This is a genomic window from Lactivibrio alcoholicus, assembly GCF_055390895.1.
Map to the genome: position 1 here is coordinate 2,344,701 of NZ_AP042471.1, position 16,248 is coordinate 2,360,948.

The window sequence follows — 16,248 nt, forward strand, 5'->3', positions numbered from 1 at the left end:
GTAATATTTCGTGCTATTATAGAACAAACCATATTGCGGGAATTCCCGCGGGAAACGGGAGGCATGGAGATGCGTCGTCGTTATGCGTTCATGTTCGCGTTGTTCCTGCTTTTTTCACCGGCTTTTTCGTCACTCGCCGGCGCGCGTGCGATACGCGACGGAATGGGGAGGACGGTTGAGATTCCGGACGCCGTGGAGCGCGTTCTCTGTTCCGGGTCGGGGTGTCTCCGCCTCCTCGTGTATCTGAATGCGCAGGATCGCGCGGTCGGCGTGGATTCGGCGGAAAAGCGCACAGGGCCGCTCGCTTCTTTGCATTCTTCGAAACCGTACCTCGCTGCGCATCCGGAACTGTCCGGACTCCCGCTCTTCGGCGAATTCCGGGGAATGGACAACCCGGAGCTCATTCTTGGATTGTCCCGGCAACCTCAGGTAATCTTCAAGGTTTTCGCCCCATCGGCGGTTCAGCCCGACGAATTGCAGGCAAAGACGGGTATTCCCGTCGTCGCTTTTGAATACGGGAATCTGTCGGACCAGAAAGAGACGTTTTTCGCGGCTTTGCGCCTCATGGCCGATGTCCTCGGAGTGAAGGAGCGAGGAGAAAGCGTGGTCGCCTTCTTCGAGGAACAAATGAAAGGCATCCGCAGTCGCACTGCCGGCGTCGCCCCGGAGAAACGGCGTCGCTGCTACGTCGGCGGCGTTGCCTATAAAGGGCCGCACGGCATCACGTCGACAGAGCCGGGGTATCCTCCGTTCGCGCTGGTTGGTGCGGAAAACGTAGCTTCGGTTCCGGCCGGCAAGGGGATGGGGACCGCGACGATCGCGAAGGAAAAACTGCTCGAATGGGATCCGGCCGTTTTCTTCATCGACCTTTCCACGACAACGGGAGGGAAGGAAGCGAACGCGCTGATCGAACTCGGAACGGACTCGTCCCTTGCAACCATCGCAGCGGTGAGGAATGGCGAGATCTACGGAGTGTTGCCCTATAATTCCTACTCCATAAACTTCGGTTCGATCCTGGCGGACGCATGGTTCGTCGGGAAGATTCTGTATCCTGAGCTTTTCGCGGATGTCGATCCCGTGAAGAAGGCCGACGAAATCTATTCATTCCTGGTCGGAAAACCCGTTTTCCCGATGGTGAATTCCGGGTACGGAAACCAGGTTTTTACGAAACTTTCGCCGCAGAAGGACTGATGCACCTCGAGCAGGGGAATGTCCCGGACGGATATCTCCGGTATGTCGCGCGCAAGAGAACTCTGCTGACGGGACTCTTTCTCCTTACGTGCGTCGTCGCGATTGCCTCCGTGTGTCTCGGCGCGGTCAGGATTCCCCTCCCGGATGTCCTCGCGGCGCTTTCGGGGAGCGGGACGGCGCCGCGGATCTCGGCGATCGTCTGGAACATCCGGTTGCCGCAGACGCTGACGGCGATATTCGCCGGCGCCTCGCTCGCGCTTTGCGGGACTTTGTCGCAGGCGCTCCTTCGCAATCCGCTCGCATCGCCGTTCACTCTCGGGATCTCGAACGCGGCCGCGTTCGGCGGAGCGTTTTCGATCATCTTTCTCGGGGCGGGGCGTATGCAGAGCACTGTAGCCGACGCGGTGCGCGTCTCGAACCCACTTACGGCCACGTCGTGCGCCTTTTGCTTCAGCGTGCTCGCTTCGGCGCTGGTCCTGCTGATCGCACGCGCGGGCCGCTCGAAGCCCGAAGTGATGGTCCTCGCCGGTGTCGCTCTCGGATCGCTCTTCACCGCGGGGACGATGTTTCTCCAGTATTTCGCCGATGACTCGCAGGTTGCGGCCGCCGTGTTCTGGACGTTCGGCGACGTCTCGCGTGCGACGTGGCGGGAACTCGCGATCATAGCCGTCGTTTTCGCGGGCGTCTTCTCCGGGGCGTCGTTTTTCGCGCTCGATCTGAACGCGCTCGAAGCGGGGGACGAAACGGCCCGGAGTCTTGGAATCCCGGTCGACGTCCTGCGGGTTCTCGGAATGGGGGTCGTGTCCCTGCTGAGCGCCGTTGTCGTCGCATTCCTCGGAGTCATCGGTTTTATCGGGCTTGTCGCCCCGCATATGCTCCGGCGCGTCATCGGCAACGACCATCGATTCCTCCTTCCTGCGTCGGCCGTTGCGGGAGCGTGCCTGCTGCTCGCGGCGGACACGGCGGCGCGTCTTGTCTTTGCGCCGCGCGTGTTGCCGGTTTCGGTGCTGACGGCGTTTCTGGGCGTTCCTGTTTTTCTCGCGATCATCCTGAGGACGAGGACCGCATGACCGAAGGTCTCTCGGTCCGATCTCTCGGATTCCGTTACGCCGACAGAGTCGTCCTCCGGGACGTGTCGTTCGACGCGCGGGAGGGGGAATTTCTGGCGATTCTCGGCCCGAACGGCGCGGGAAAAACGACGTTGCTCCGGTGCGTCGACGGCGTTCTTCCGGCGTCTTCGGGGAGCGTCGAAACGAACGGCGTCCCGATCACGCGTCTCCCGCGCGCGGAGAGGGCGCGGCGTCTCGCGTACGTTCCACAGCGTTCCGTTCTCGCGGGAGTCACGGCTTTCGATGCCGTGCTTCTCGGAAGGCGTCCCCACGTCCGCTGGAGCATCGGAGGGGCGGATATCCGGGCGGCCGATGCCGTGATGCGGCGTCTCGGCATCGAAGGTCTGGCGCTGCGGAGCGTCGACGAGATGAGTGGAGGAGAGCTTCAGATGACCCTTCTCGCCCGCGCTCTCGTGCAGGATCCCCGCGTTCTCCTCATGGACGAGCCCACGGGCAGCCTCGATCCGCGACACCAGATGGAGATTCTCGGGATCGTCCGGCGCATTGTCCGCGAGCACCATATCGCGGCGGTCATGACCATTCACGATATCAACATGGCGCTCCGATTCGCGGACCGGGTGCTCTTTCTCTCGCACTCTCCGGATGAAGCCGGTGCGACCGTGATCCACGCGGCGAAACCTGAAGAGGTGACGGGAACGATGATCCGCGACGCGTTCGAATTCGATGCCGAGATCGTCGACCATAACGGCGTCAGGGTTTTCGTTCCCGCCGATTTCGGAGAGACTCCCTCGTCTCGTGCTGACGCTGATCTCTGAAAGCGTTCCTTTCCCCCGGCAGTTGACGTAACGGGGCGCGGCCCCGAAAATGAGTGACGTCCGGGGGGGTGTCCTGAATGGGAGATTCGAAGGAGACGCGGTACGGCGGTCCGGATTTCAGGCAGGAGCTCGAAAGGTTCATCGCCGAAGGGAAGACCGTCGGCGACATCGTCAGGGATCTCGGGATCAGCCCGGAGATCATCAATAGGTGGAAGCAGGACGAGAAGAGCCGGATCGGTGCGTCGGCGCTCGCCGCTCTCGCGGGGAAGGTGCGCGCTCCCGAGATCGACGTCAGCGCTTCCCGCCGGGAGTTCACGAACATCTACAGTCACGGGTTCGTCCGGGTCGCCGCGTGCGTTCCCGAAGTCCGCGTCTCGGACCCGGCCTTCAACGCCGCGAAGACCGTCGAACTCGCGGGTGCGGCGAAGGAGCGGAACGTCCTTCTCGCGGTCTTCCCGGAGCTCGGGATTTCCTCGTATTCGTGCGGGGACCTCTTCTTCCAGGAAGCCCTGCTGCGGTCCGTGCTCGACGGAATCAGGGCCGTCGCTGACGCGACATCGCTCATGGAGATGGTCGTCGTCGTCGGCGCGCCCCTGAAAATCCGCGACGCGCTCTACAACTGCGGCGTTGTCCTCTGCAACGGCAGGATCGCCGGCGTCGCCGTCAAGAGCTTCCCTCCCAACTACCGCGAGTTCTACGAGCTGCGGCACTTTCGTCCGGCCCGGGAACTGCCCGTCGAAACGATCGACCTCTGCGGCCAGAGGAACGTTCCGGTCGGAGCGGATCTCGTGTTCGAGGTCGACGGCATCCCGGACTTCCGGTTCTACTGCGAGATCTGCGAAGATCTCTGGGCTCCCGTCCCTCCGTCGAGCTACGCGGCGCTCAACGGCGCGACCGTGATCGCGAATCTGTCTGCCTCGAACATCACGACGGGAAAGGACGACTACCGGCGCAATCTCGTCGCGAGCCAATCCGCCCGCTGCGTCGCGGGGTACGTCTACTCGGCGGCCGGACCGGGGGAATCGACGACGGATCTCGCGTGGGACGGACATGCGATCGTCTGCGAGAACGGCGTCCAGCTCGCGGAGACGGAGCGTTTCTCGTGGAAGCCGGGCGTCGCCGTCACGGAGATCGACGTCGACCGTCTCTCGAGAGAGCGGATGACGCTCACGAGCTTCTCGAAGACGGAGACGGTTCCCGACTTCCGCAGGGTGAGCGTCCCGCTGCGAGCGCCGTTCGGGAAGATCCTCCCGATCCGGGAGTTCCCGCGTTTCCCGTACGTCCCGCAGGATCCCGCGCTCCGCGACAGGAGATGTTCGGAGATCAGCGAGATCCAGGTTCAGGGGCTCGCGAAGCGCATGAAGACGACGGGTGTCACGAATCTCGTGGTCGGGGTTTCGGGAGGACTCGATTCCACGCAGGCGCTCATCGTGTGCGCGAAGACGATGGACTGCCTCGGCCTGCCGAGAAGGAATGTCGGCGCCTTTTCGATGCCCGGATTCGCGACGTCGGCGAGAACGCGCGACAGCGCATCGCGGCTCATGAAGGCCCTCAGGGTCGATACCGGGGAGATCGACATCCGGCCCGCGTGCATCCAGATGCTCAAAGACATCGGGCACCCCTTCGCGCAGGGGAAGCAGGAGTTCGACGTGACCTTCGAGAACGTCCAGGCGGGGCAGCGGACGTCGACGCTCTTCCGGCTCGCGAACCTGCGGCGCGCGCTCGTCGTCGGCACGGGCGACCTGAGCGAGCTCGCTCTCGGATGGTGCACCTACGGCGTCGGCGACCACATGTCGCACTACAACGTGAACGCGAGCGTGCCGAAGACGCTGATCCAGTACCTCATCCGCTGGACCGCGGCGAACAACCAGTTCGGCCTCGACGCCTCGACGGTCCTCTACGATATCCTCAACACGGAGATCAGCCCGGAGCTCGTTCCGGGGAAGGACGGCTCCGCGCCGGGACAGAGCACGGAGGCGGTCGTCGGACCGTACGAGATCCAGGACTTCACGACGTATTACATCACGCGGTACGGATTTTCGCCGTCGAAGGTCGCATTCCTCGCGTGGAACGCGTGGCGCGACCGCGGCGCGGGGGCGTGGCCGGACATCCCTCCCGCATCCCGGCACGAGTACACGCTTGCCGAGATCCGGCACTGGCTTTCGGTCTTCGTCCGTCGTTTCTTCAGGACGAGCCAGTTCAAGCGGTCGTGCGTTCCGGACGGCCCGAAGGTGGGGTCGGGAGGGGCGCTGTCGCCGCGGGGAGACTACCGCGCTCCGAGCGACGGGGAGGACGCCCCCTGGCTCGAAGACCTCCGGAACATCCCGGGGGAGGAACCGTAGACGCGGCGTATCCCCCGGAACGTCTTCTGTTCCATGTTCTCCCTGTGGTACGATGAGCGCAAATGAGGAATGACGCTCACTGGGAGGACTCGCCATGAAGACGCTGCATTCTCCGCCGCCCGAAAACGAATCGTTCCGACATGATCCGGCGCGCCTTCCGGATGTCGCGTGGTTTTTCCTCGGGCCGAAGCCCGACGGAAAACATGGTTTGAGACGATGACGCCGCATCTCGTCGTCTTCACGGTCGGACTTCTCGTCTTCCTGAGCATCTTCGCGAGCAAGATCTCCGGGAAGTTCGGACTGCCGGTCCTCCTGATGTTTCTCGCCATCGGAATGCTCGCCGGAGCGGACGGACCCGGGGGAATCTATTTCGACAACGCCGAGGTCGCCAATCTCGTCGGCACGTTCGCTCTGGCTTTCATTCTTTTTTCGGGCGGAATCGACACGAACTGGGACAGCGTCCGCCCGGTCCTCGGGAATGCGCTGGCGCTTGCGACGCTCGGAGTGGCTCTCACAGCGGCGCTCGTCGGTATTTTTGCATGGAAGGTCCTCGGTTTCGACATGTACGAGGGATTTCTTCTCGGATCCATCGTGTCGTCCACCGATGCGGCGGCGGTCTTCGCCGTCCTGCGTTCCAGAGGCGTCGGCCTGAAGGGGAATCTGAGGCCGCTTCTCGAACTCGAGTCCGGCAGCAATGACCCGATGGCGATCTTTCTCACAACGGCGATGATCGGACTCATCTCGGACCCGTCGAAATCCTGGGTGTCGTTGCTTCCGTCGCTCGGCGTCGATATGACGGCCGGTTTTCTCACGGGCGCGGCGACCGGATTTCTCGCGGGGCGGCTCTTCGACTCGGTCCGGCTCGAATACGAGGGACTCTACCCCGTTCTCGGCATGAGCCTTGTCCTGCTGACGTTCGGAGGCGCGGAAATCCTGCACGGCAACGGCTTCCTCGCGGTCTACGTCTGCGGCATCGTTCTCGGAAACACGGACTTCGTGAACAAACGCACGCTTGCGAAGTTCCACGATGGTCTCGGCTGGCTTATGCAGATCGTCCTGTTCCTCGTCCTCGGGTTGCTCGTGTTCCCGTCGCGACTTCCCGCCGTCGCACTCCCGGCTCTGATCGTGTCCGCGTTCCTGATGTTCGTCGCGAGGCCGATCGCCGTCTGTCTCGGGCTTCTGGGAAGCTCCTTCTCCCCGGCGCAGCGGACGCTTGTCGCGTGGACGGGGCTTCGCGGGGCCGTCCCGATCGTTCTCGCGACGATTCCCTTTACGGCGGGGTACGAACGGTCGGACATTCTCTTCAACATGGTGTTTTTCATCGTGCTGACATCCGTCCTGCTGCAGGGCAGGACGCTCATGTCCGTCGCGAGACTGCTCGGCGTCGACGAGCCGCTCGTATCCCGCCCGCGATATCCGCTCGAGTTTGAAAGGACCGGTACGGGAATGCCCGGCGAAACGCGCGAGATCGATATTCTGCCGGACGCCGCTGTGGTCGGCAGGCGGGTTTCGGAGCTGTCGCTGCCACAGGGGTCGCTCATCCTGCTGCTCCGGAGGGGACCGGGATTCGTCGTCCCGAATGGGGAGACGGTGATAGAGGCGTTCGATACGTTGCTTCTCATTGCGGAAAAAAAGCTGCTTCACGAGGCTCAGGCGATCCTCACCGCTTCAAGGGACGGCGAAGGATGACCCCGGCGCCGGAAGAGCGGAACGAACTCCATTGTCAACCGCGCTTCCTCCCGAGTGGAGTCCGAAGATGTTACACTCCCGTGACATCCGGGTGACGGCGTTCTGACACATCGACGGCTCGGGCGGCGTACTCTCTTTCCGGAGGTGGTTGTCATGGTCCGGAAAAGAGCGTACGTCGCATGCGCGATCATGGGGTTCGAGGTGTCGGTTTCCCTGATGGGATTCGGAGGGTTCGTGAAACGGGCCGTCGCACAGGAGAAGCCCTCGGTGGTTTTCGAGGTCGCGACGGATATGCCTGTCGTCGAGGCGAGACGCGGACAGCGCGTGATCGTCCGGGCGCTGGTCCGGCCCGATGGGCGCCGCGTGCTCACGCGGTCGCCGCTTGCGGTCGCGATCGTCCTGGATAAGTCCGGGTCGATGGGCGCGGACGGAAAAATTGAAAACGCGAAGCTCGGTGCGCTCGAAGCGATGAATGTCCTCGATCGGCGGGACGTCGTCGCGCTGATCGCGTACGACGATGTCGCGAGGGTTCTCGCCTCGCCGAGAAGCGTCGGAAACGGCGCGGACGATCCGGCGCTCGCGAGAGCGATCCGGCGGCTGTCTCCGGGAGGTTCGACGGCGTTGTACGACGGCCTCGCGCTCGGAGCGGAGCAGTTGCGGACGTTCGTCGACGAGGGGTACATTCCGCGCATCGTGCTGCTCTCCGACGGCATCGCGAACGTGGGACCGTCTTCGACGTCGGAGCTCGCGGCCTTCGGCCGGAGGCTCGCGCACCGGGAGATGACGATCACGACGATCGGGCTCGGTCTGGATTACAATGAGGACCTGATGACGGCCGTCGCGGCGTCGAGCGGCGGAAATGCCTACTTCGCGCGGCACGCCGGGATGCTGCCGGAGATCTTCGCGCGCGACATGCGGGACGCGGTCGAGGTGACGGCCAGAAGGGTCCGCATCACGCTCCGGTGCCCCGAGGGCGTGCGTCCGGTCCGAGTTGTCGGACGCGAGGGAATCCTTCGCGACAACGCTCTGGAGACGACGATCGACAATCTCTACGGGACGGGGGAGAAGTACGCGCTGTTCGAGGTCGAATTGCCCGAGCGTCCCGCCGGAACCTCGTTCGATGCGGCGGAGCTCGAACTCGAGTACACGGACGCGTCCACGGGGGAGGTCCGGAAGGAACTGTCGAACGTCAGGGTCTCCTCGGCGGAGGACAGGGCCGACGTGGAACGCTCTCTCAACCGCGATATCGTCGCCCAGACGGCCCTTGCGAAGAACGCGGAAGTTCGCGAGGAGGCGATCCGGCTCGCGGACGAAGGGCGGGCGAAGGAAGCGGCGAAACTGCTCGAGCACAGGAAGGGGGACCTGCGCCTTCTCGCCCCGAGCGTCGGACAGGCCGCACCGAAGCTCGAAGCTGAGGCGGGGCTCTTCGAACAGCTCGCTCAGAGCATCTCGGCGGCGGGAGGAATGTCGTCCGCCGAACGCAAGCAGGTCATGAACGACGCGTATGTCCAGAAGAACCAGCAAGCCCCCGTGACGGTCAGCGGAGATGTCAGCGCGGACCATCAGTAGGAAGGGACGGCGTCGCCCCGCGTGACGGCGCTGCGGGAAGCGTGGTGATCGCACGATGTTCGGACGAACGTCAGAAGATCGGAAAGAAAGGCGGGGGGGCGGAGGAATCCGCCTCCCGCTCGCGTTCGTTTTCGTTCTCGCCGTTCTCCTGCCGTGCGTCGCGCTGAGCCTTCTCGCGCTTCGCGCCGCAAACAGGGAAGCGCTCTACGTGGAGCGCAGACTCGAGAATACGCTTCTCGCCGAAGTGAACCACGCCGCAGGCCAGATCGCGGACCTGCTTCGCCGGATCGGGCGCGAACTCGCGGACGATGCGCCTCTGGAGGATTCCGTCGAAGCGGCGCTCGAATCGTGGAGACGCCGGAACGCGCTGGTTGCGGTTCCGTTCGCGCTCGAAGCGGGGCGCCTCTCGACTCCGGATCCGGCAGGGGCGGATGACCGAGCTTTTCGGTCGGCCTTCGGGGCATTTCTCGAAGGTCGCACGGAGCTTCCCGTCTACGACGATATCGCGAATGTCTACCGGAGACGGATGACCGCCGATGCGGACGATGGCAGAGAGTGGACGCCGTTCGCGTCCTTGCGGTCGAAGACGGAAGCTCCCGGTGCGACGGAACGGAATGAGGAACATCCATCCGGCGGACGAGCGCCGGAGGCGGAACCTGAAAACCATATCGCGGCGCCGGTTGCGGAAGAGGCGCCTTCGGCGCCGAAAGCTCTTTCCGCTCTTCCGAAGGGCACTCCCGCCGTACCGGAACGCGCGTGGGACGGAGTCGAAAGACAGAAGGCCGCCGGACGGATCGCGACCGATTCGACGCTTCGCGAGGAAACCTTCCGGAAAGCGGAGAAGGAAGGGTTCCGTCTTCTCCAGAGAAACGTGATGCCGCAGGCTCAGGTCCAGATGACGCCGCCCGGAGGGGCGAAGGAAGAGCGCTCGAAGACCGTCTCGCGCGGCAGGTCGTTCCGGGATCTTTCGCTCGAAGGCGAATGGGGACTTCTGCCCCGGCTCTCGGAGACGGGACTCGATCTCCTTTTCTGGATGCGCCGTCCGGGCGGCGCGGTCGGATGCACGGTCTCCATGGGAGAACTCAGGAATCGTCTCGCGGACGTCGTGCCGGAAACGCGTTCGGAGGTCCGTATCCTGACGGTCCTCGACGAGAGCGGGAAGCCCGTGTTCATTCCGGAGAACGCGCCGCGGCCGGACTGGCGGCGCCCGTTCGTCGCACGCGAAATCTCGCCGCTCCTGCCGCGCTGGGAGGCGGGAGCGTGGCTCTCCGATCCCTCGCTCGTGGAGTCCCAGGCGCATTTCGTCTCGATCGTGGCGACGCTCCTCGTCGCGACGCTCTTCGTCGTCATCGCCGCGGGCGGGGCGGTCGTCATCAGGACGCTGTCGTCCGAAACGCGCCTCGCGCGCCAGAAGACTACGTTCGTCGCCAACGTGTCGCACGAGCTCAAGACTCCGCTGACGTCGATCCGACTCTTCGCCGAAATGCTCCTTCAGCGGCGGCAGCCCGACGAAAGGAAACGGGACGAATATCTCCGGACGATGCTCTCCGAGGCCGAGCGGCTCTCGCGCCTCGTCGACAACGTTCTCGCCTTCTCCCGCAAGGGGACCGCGAAGGCCGACTACGCCATGGAAGATCTGGATCTTTCGCGACTGGCCGGAGAAACGGTCGCGCAGCTCAAACCGAACTTGACGCGAAACGGCTTTTCGCTTTCGACTGACCTCGAGGAGTCGGTGACCGTGCGGGGAAACCCCGAGGCGTTGCGGCAGGTTCTCATGAATCTTTTCTCGAATGCGGAAAAGTATTCCGGGGAGACGAAAGAGATTTCGGTGTCCACCTGCACCGATGATGACGAGGCAGTTGTCCGCGTGATGGACCGGGGCATCGGCGTGGATCCCGGCAAGGCGACGCGCATCTTCGAAGAATTCTATCGGTGCGACGACTCCCTCTCGTCGTCCCGGAGCGGAACGGGGCTCGGACTTTCGATCGCGAGGGACATCGCGAGGCGGCACGGAGGCGACGTGACGTACGCGCCGCGGGAGGGAGGCGGCAGCGTTTTTTCGCTTCGCCTGCCGGGGCTTCCTCGGGAAAACGACCGAAGGAGGACACCGTCATGAACGAACGCATTCTCGTCGTCGAAGACGACTCCGCGATCCTCACGGGGATCCGCGATCTTTTCGAAAGCGAGGGGTACACGGTCGACATCGCGCGCGACGGAACGGCGGCGCTCGAGCGTTTTCGCGCCGCACGTCCGGATCTCGTTCTCCTCGACATCATGATCCCGAAGATGAACGGATACGACGTATGCCGGGAGATCCGCGTCATGGACCGCGTCACGCCCGTCGTCATGCTGACCGCGAAGGGGCAGGAGATCGACAAGGTCATCGGCCTCGAACTCGGCGCCGACGACTATATCGTGAAACCCTTCGGCATCGCCGAACTTCTGGCGCGCGTGCATTCGGCGCTCCGGCGCGGCGCCCTCGCGTCGTCGCTTCCGAGGGATGGAGGAAAAGACTCGGGGCTCGTGACGCTCGGCTCCGTCGAACTCGATCTCGCCGCGCTCCGCGGCAGAAAACCGGACGGGACGGATTTCCCGTTGACGCCGAAGGAGGCGGCGCTGCTCCGCTTCCTGCTTGCGCACGAGGGGCGCGTCGTGGACCGGAACACGCTTCTCGAAGATGTCTGGGGCATTTCGTGCGAGGTGACGACGCGCACGGTGGACCAGCACGTCGTGCGACTGCGGCAGAAGATCGAGAACGACCCTTCCGAGCCTCGTCACCTGCTGACGGCGTACGGGGCGGGATATCGCCTGGTCCGCTGACCTTCCCTGCGCATCTTCCGCGAGCTTGACGTCGCAAGGATGTGACGGTAGAATTCAACTTGTCTGAAGAGTAGACGACTTCACAGGATCGACTCAAAAAAACATCCGTGCGAGCGTGACCATGGGACCGATACCGAGGATCCGCCTGTCCGACCGTGTGATCGACGCCATTGAGACGATGATAGCGGGGGGCCGTTTCGCCCCTGGCGACCGTTTCTTCTCGGAAAACGAACTCGCCGCGAAGCTCGAGGTCAGCCGCTCCTCGATACGGGAGGCGGTTCGGATCCTCGAAGTGACGGGGCGCGTCGTCGTGCGCCACGGGAAGGGCATTTTCATCGCGAACCCCTCCGAAGATCGTTCCGATCCGTTCGCGGGCTGGCTCAGGAACAACGAAACCTCCATTTTGGACCATTTCGAGGTCCGCCTCATCATCGAACCGCAGGCCGCGCGGCTCGCCGCCGAAAAGGCGGACGCCGAAGCGGTCGCACACATACGGAGGGCGCACGACGCGTTCGTCTCGAATGCGCGGGGCGCGGCGTGCGATATTCCGACGCTCATCCAGGCCGACGAGACCTTTCACCGAAGGATTGCCCGGGCCACGACCAACAGAACGCTCTATTACCTGATGCGAACGATGACGAAATCATTGCCGGAGGGATGGATCACGAGCCTGCACATACCGGGGCGCGTGCTGAAGACCGTGGATGAACACGGGGAGATCCTCGAGGCAATCGGAGGGGGGGATCCGGAGGCGGCGGAACGGAGGATGACGTTGCACCTGAACAACGCGCTTGAAGACATCAGGGCATCCATGGAGCGGCCACAGCCCGCCGGGATGCGGGATACGGAGCGGATCGGAAGGTGAGCGAACGATGCGCATCACGACGCTGATCGAAAACTCTCCCGGAGAGCATCACGCGTTGCGCTGCGAACACGGACTCTCGTTCTGCGTCGAGCGGGACGGAAAAAAGATTCTTTTCGATACGGGACAATCCGGGGCATTTCTCGAGAACGCGGCGCATCTCGGAATCGACCTTTCGGACGTCGCTTTCGTCGTTCTCAGCCACGGTCACTACGACCACTCGGGCGGCCTGCGGGCGCTCGCCGGAATGACCCGGTCGTTCGAACTCGTCGTCGGTCCGGGGTTCTTCCGGGAGAAGTACGGGTACGGGAAGAGTGGCTGCTCGTTTCTGGGCAACGACTTCGACGAGCACTTCCTTTCGGAAAGCGGAATCCGATATTCGGTCGTGCAGGAGGAAGTCCGCGAGGTTGTTCCGGGTGTTTCCGCGCTTTCCGGCTTTCCGAGGATCCACGACGACGAGCGGATCAACCCGAGGTTCGTTCTCCGGACGCCGGACGGGTTCGAACCGGATGCCTTCGAAGACGAGATCCTGCTCGCCGTCGAAACGTCTCGCGGGCTTGTCGTCCTGCTCGGCTGTTCGCACCCCGGGGTCAGGAACATGCTCGACGCGGTCCGGGAACGTATGAAAAAGCCGATATACGCGGTGTTGGGAGGAACGCACCTCGTCGAGGCCGACGAATCTGGCGTCGAGAGCGCGGTCCGCTACTTCGGGGAGAACGGCATCGGGCGGATCGGCGTGTCGCACTGTACGGGAGAGACCGCGATGGCGCGCCTTCGCGCCGCGAACGGAGGATTTTTCCATAACGTCACGGGCAGTTCGTTTTTCGTCGAATAGACCTCAACGCTCCTGAATTGCGGGGTTCCACAAATCCGGACCACTGCGGACCCCGGAAAGACATCGAAATTGGAGGAGGGTACGCAATGACGGTTCTGAAGAAGGTTCTTTTCGCAGCGATCCTGTCGCTCGTTGCGGCCGGAATGGTTATCCCGTGCATGACGGGCGAGTGCGCCGACGCGCCGAAGAAGATCGTCTGGAAATCCTCGGGCCACGGCCCGGCGTCCGACCCCTCGCAGATCTACCATGACAAGCTCTGCAACGCGATCACCGAAGCGACCGGCGGGCGTCTCGAAGTGAAGCCGTTCGTCGGCGGGTCGATCGTCCCGGCGTACAAGGAAGTCGACGCCGTGAACGACAACGTTCTCCAGATGTGCTACACGTGCCCGATGTACAACCTCGACAAGTGGAAGGCGGCCGGTCTCATCAGCTCCCGTCCCGGCGCGCTCGCCGGCGAAGCGCTCCGGACGTGGTTCAACTACGGCGGCGGCGCCGACCTCATGAACAAGATGATGGGCGATTACAAGGTCATGACCTTCCCCGGCGCCCTGTCGCCGCTTCCGGAAGAGGTCTTCTTCCATTCGAAGGTGAAGATCGAAAGCCTCGCCGATCTCAAGAAGATCAAGGCGCGCTGCATGGGCGACGGAGGCGAGATCCTCAAGCGGATGGGCATGGCGACCGTCATCATCCCCGGGGGCGAACTCTACGAGGCGATGAAGCGCGGAACCATCGACGCCTTCGAGTACTCCACGCTCGCGTCGAACTGGAACATGCACTTCAACGAGGTCGCCAAGTACGTCTACATGTCGCCGACCCGCGCTCCGAGCGATCCCCAGGTCTTCTTCGTCAACAAGGACGCGTGGAACGCGCTTCCGAAGGATCTCCAGGTCATCGTCCAGGGGCTGATCGACAAGTACACGCAGGCGCAGCACGAGTACCTCGTCTACGAATCGATCCTCGCGCTCGAGAAGTTCAAGAAGGCCGGATGCGAGGTTCTGCGCGTGCCGAAGGACGTCGAGGACGCGCTGAACGCCGAAGCCGCGAAGTTCTACGAGGAAAAAGCGAAGTCCGAAGCGCCGATTTTCGGCGAGATCTATCACTCGATGAAGGCGTTCGGAGAGTCCTACAACTCGATGCGCTGATCCGTAACGACACGAAAGGACAGGGATGCGACGCATGTCCGGCGTACGAAAGGTTCTGAAATATATCGATTCGCTCAGCGAAATGTCCGGAGCCATCGGGAAGTGGGCTGCGTTGCTCCTTGTCCTGGTGGGAACATGGGAGACGGTCTCCCGGCACTTTTTCGACGCCCCGACGATCTGGGCGTACGACAGCCTCTGCATGGCGGGAGGAGCCCTCTATCTCCTCGGGGCGTCCTACGACTATCTTCATGACGCGCATACGCGGGTCGACGTGTTCTACAGCAAATTCCCTCCGAGAGCGAAGGCGGCGATGAATGTCGTCTGCTCTCTCGTTCTCTTCTTCCCGCTCATGATCGTCATGTTCCTCCAGGCGGTCGCATGGACCGTCAAGGCGTGGAAGATCAACGAGGTCATGTTCAACAGCTTCTGGTATCCGCCCGCCGCGCCGTACCGGACGCTGTTCGCCGTCGGGCTCCTGCTCCTGATCCTTCAGGCGGTGGCGAATTTCGTTCGCGACCTCTATTTCGCGGTGCGGGGTGAGAAGCTTGATTGAACTCAGTGCGGAACTCGTTACCGCGTTGATGCTCGGAGGAGTCTTCTTCCTCGTCATGACGGGATATCCGATCGCGTTCGTGATCGGAAGCGTGGCGTTCATCGTCGGCGTTCTCGTCTTCGGACCGACGACGACGTATCACATCCTGTACTCGCGATTCTACGACCTCTCGCTGAACTACCCGTACCTCGCGGTTCCGCTTTTCACCTTCATGGGGGTCATCCTGCAGCATTCGGGCGTGACGAAGGACCTGTACGAATGCCTCTACGAGGCGCTCGGACGGCTCAAGGGCGGACTCGCGGTCGTCACGATCATCTTCGGGACGATTCTCGCGGCGTGCCTCGGCGTCATCGCTGCGTCGGTGACGATCCTGACGCTCATCGCGCTCGCCCCGATGGTCACGCGAGGGTACGACAAGGCGATCGCGGCCGGCTCGATCGTCGCGTCCGGGACGCTCGGAATTCTCATCCCGCCGAGCATCATGCTCGTCGTCTACGCGCCTCAGGCGGGACTCTCGGTTGGCCAGATGTTCATGGGCGCGGTCTTCCCCGGACTCCTGCTCTCGGCGCTCTATATCGCGTACGTCGTGATCCGCTGCCGGCTCAACCCGGCCCTCGGCCCGTCGATCCCGGCGGATCAGGTCACGCCCTTTTCGGGCGCGAAGTTCCTCCGGCTTCTCAAGGCCCTGCTCCCGCCACTGATCCTCATCGCGGCCGTCCTCGGAACGATATTCCTCGGAATCGCGCCGCCCACGGAAGCCGCCGCCGTCGGGTGCTTCGCGTCGATCGTCCTCGCCGTCTGCTACGGGAGATTCAGCTGGGAACTGATCCGGCGCGCGTCGATCGAGACGCTGAAGGTCAGCGCGTTCGTCGTCATGATCGCGGCGCTCTGCTACGCGTTCGTCGGAATCTTCATGAACGCCGGGTCGGGCGACGTCGTCGCGAAGTTCATCCTGTCGTTCCCGGGCGGACGGTGGGTGACGTTTACGATCATCATGGCGATCGTCTTCATGCTCGGAATGTTCATCGAATGGATCGGGATCGTGTTCATCGTGGTGCCGATCTTCACCCCGATCATGACGTCGCTCGGGTTCAACCCGCTCTGGGCCGGGATGATGGTCTGCATCAACCTGCAGATGGCCTTCCAGACGCCTCCGATGGCGATGTCGATCTTCGTCCTCAAGGGGACGGCGCCGAAGGAGCTCGGCGTGTCGATGTGGGACATCATCAGGGGGGTCATCCCGTTCATCCTCATCATCATGCTCGTTCTCGTGCTGTGCTCGATCTTCCCGGAGATCATCCTGTGGCTTCCTGAGAAGATGATCGGCTCGGCGTAGGGCGTTCGCGGAAGACACCGGAGA

At 63.2% G+C, this 16,248-nt stretch carries 14 protein-coding genes; all 14 read left to right on the forward strand.

Features of this window, described 5'->3' with window-relative positions:
• The first annotated feature begins 69 nt into the window (after nucleotides 1-69).
• The gene (locus tag ACZ5IU_RS10775; RefSeq protein ID WP_464417139.1) at nucleotides 70-1,191 is read left to right on the forward strand and encodes an iron ABC transporter substrate-binding protein; all 1,122 of its coding nucleotides are present in this window, start codon (nucleotides 70-72) and stop codon (nucleotides 1,189-1,191) included.
• Entirely contained in the window at nucleotides 1,191-2,261 is a 1,071-nt protein-coding gene (locus tag ACZ5IU_RS10780; RefSeq protein WP_464417141.1) for a FecCD family ABC transporter permease, read from the forward strand. Before ACZ5IU_RS10775 ends, ACZ5IU_RS10780 begins: the two co-directional genes overlap by 1 nt.
• On the forward strand, nucleotides 2,258-3,076 hold the full coding sequence (locus ACZ5IU_RS10785; protein ID WP_464417143.1) for an ABC transporter ATP-binding protein: 819 nt from the start codon (nucleotides 2,258-2,260) through the stop codon (nucleotides 3,074-3,076). The genes ACZ5IU_RS10780 and ACZ5IU_RS10785 overlap by 4 nt, the downstream gene beginning before the upstream one ends.
• Nucleotides 3,077-3,153: 77 nt before the next feature.
• Nucleotides 3,154-5,418: an NAD(+) synthase gene (locus tag ACZ5IU_RS10790; RefSeq protein WP_464417145.1), complete on the forward strand. Its 2,265-nt coding sequence runs from the start codon at nucleotides 3,154-3,156 to the stop codon at nucleotides 5,416-5,418.
• 94 nt (nucleotides 5,419-5,512) lie between these two features.
• Nucleotides 5,513-5,638 (forward strand): hypothetical protein, encoded by a 126-nt coding sequence (locus tag ACZ5IU_RS10795; protein WP_464417147.1) that lies wholly within the window; start codon nucleotides 5,513-5,515, stop codon nucleotides 5,636-5,638.
• Nucleotides 5,635-7,107, forward strand: a complete 1,473-nt coding sequence (locus tag ACZ5IU_RS10800) for a potassium/proton antiporter (RefSeq protein WP_464417149.1) — start codon at nucleotides 5,635-5,637, stop codon at nucleotides 7,105-7,107. The genes ACZ5IU_RS10795 and ACZ5IU_RS10800 overlap by 4 nt, the downstream gene beginning before the upstream one ends.
• 153 nt (nucleotides 7,108-7,260) lie before the next feature.
• Nucleotides 7,261-8,676: a vWA domain-containing protein gene (locus ACZ5IU_RS10805; RefSeq protein ID WP_464417151.1), complete on the forward strand. Its 1,416-nt coding sequence runs from the start codon at nucleotides 7,261-7,263 to the stop codon at nucleotides 8,674-8,676.
• Between the two features lie 55 nt (nucleotides 8,677-8,731).
• The gene (locus ACZ5IU_RS10810) at nucleotides 8,732-10,792 is read left to right on the forward strand and encodes a sensor histidine kinase (RefSeq protein WP_464417153.1); all 2,061 of its coding nucleotides are present in this window, start codon (nucleotides 8,732-8,734) and stop codon (nucleotides 10,790-10,792) included.
• The gene (locus tag ACZ5IU_RS10815; protein WP_464417155.1) at nucleotides 10,789-11,496 is read left to right on the forward strand and encodes a response regulator transcription factor; all 708 of its coding nucleotides are present in this window, start codon (nucleotides 10,789-10,791) and stop codon (nucleotides 11,494-11,496) included. The genes ACZ5IU_RS10810 and ACZ5IU_RS10815 overlap by 4 nt, the downstream gene beginning before the upstream one ends.
• A gap of 121 nt (nucleotides 11,497-11,617) precedes the next feature.
• Complete coding sequence (locus tag ACZ5IU_RS10820) at nucleotides 11,618-12,361, forward strand: FadR/GntR family transcriptional regulator (protein ID WP_464417157.1); 744 nt, start codon at nucleotides 11,618-11,620, stop codon at nucleotides 12,359-12,361.
• A gap of 7 nt (nucleotides 12,362-12,368) precedes the next feature.
• Complete coding sequence (locus ACZ5IU_RS10825) at nucleotides 12,369-13,193, forward strand: MBL fold metallo-hydrolase (RefSeq protein WP_464417159.1); 825 nt, start codon at nucleotides 12,369-12,371, stop codon at nucleotides 13,191-13,193.
• Between the two features lie 86 nt (nucleotides 13,194-13,279).
• Nucleotides 13,280-14,335, forward strand: coding sequence for a TRAP transporter substrate-binding protein DctP (gene dctP / locus ACZ5IU_RS10830; RefSeq protein ID WP_464417161.1), 1,056 nt, complete (start codon nucleotides 13,280-13,282; stop codon nucleotides 14,333-14,335).
• Between the two features lie 34 nt (nucleotides 14,336-14,369).
• Complete coding sequence (locus ACZ5IU_RS10835) at nucleotides 14,370-14,888, forward strand: TRAP transporter small permease subunit (RefSeq protein ID WP_464417163.1); 519 nt, start codon at nucleotides 14,370-14,372, stop codon at nucleotides 14,886-14,888.
• Complete coding sequence (locus ACZ5IU_RS10840) at nucleotides 14,881-16,224, forward strand: TRAP transporter large permease (RefSeq protein ID WP_464417165.1); 1,344 nt, start codon at nucleotides 14,881-14,883, stop codon at nucleotides 16,222-16,224. The genes ACZ5IU_RS10835 and ACZ5IU_RS10840 overlap by 8 nt, the downstream gene beginning before the upstream one ends.
• Nucleotides 16,225-16,248 lie beyond the last annotated feature (24 nt).

Coding starts and splice junctions, on each gene's coding strand:
- ACZ5IU_RS10810 (WP_464417153.1), top strand. CDS start 8,732: ATGTTCGGACGAACGTCAGAAGATCGGAAAGAAAGGCGGGGGGGCGGA.
- ACZ5IU_RS10835 (WP_464417163.1), top strand. CDS start 14,370: ATGTCCGGCGTACGAAAGGTTCTGAAATATATCGATTCGCTCAGCGAA.
- ACZ5IU_RS10795 (WP_464417147.1), top strand. CDS start 5,513: ATGAAGACGCTGCATTCTCCGCCGCCCGAAAACGAATCGTTCCGACAT.
- ACZ5IU_RS10780 (WP_464417141.1), top strand. CDS start 1,191: ATGCACCTCGAGCAGGGGAATGTCCCGGACGGATATCTCCGGTATGTC.
- dctP (WP_464417161.1), top strand. CDS start 13,280: ATGACGGTTCTGAAGAAGGTTCTTTTCGCAGCGATCCTGTCGCTCGTT.
- ACZ5IU_RS10800 (WP_464417149.1), top strand. CDS start 5,635: ATGACGCCGCATCTCGTCGTCTTCACGGTCGGACTTCTCGTCTTCCTG.
- ACZ5IU_RS10790 (WP_464417145.1), top strand. CDS start 3,154: ATGGGAGATTCGAAGGAGACGCGGTACGGCGGTCCGGATTTCAGGCAG.
- ACZ5IU_RS10825 (WP_464417159.1), top strand. CDS start 12,369: ATGCGCATCACGACGCTGATCGAAAACTCTCCCGGAGAGCATCACGCG.
- ACZ5IU_RS10820 (WP_464417157.1), top strand. CDS start 11,618: ATGGGACCGATACCGAGGATCCGCCTGTCCGACCGTGTGATCGACGCC.
- ACZ5IU_RS10785 (WP_464417143.1), top strand. CDS start 2,258: ATGACCGAAGGTCTCTCGGTCCGATCTCTCGGATTCCGTTACGCCGAC.
- ACZ5IU_RS10775 (WP_464417139.1), top strand. CDS start 70: ATGCGTCGTCGTTATGCGTTCATGTTCGCGTTGTTCCTGCTTTTTTCA.
- ACZ5IU_RS10815 (WP_464417155.1), top strand. CDS start 10,789: ATGAACGAACGCATTCTCGTCGTCGAAGACGACTCCGCGATCCTCACG.
- ACZ5IU_RS10805 (WP_464417151.1), top strand. CDS start 7,261: ATGGTCCGGAAAAGAGCGTACGTCGCATGCGCGATCATGGGGTTCGAG.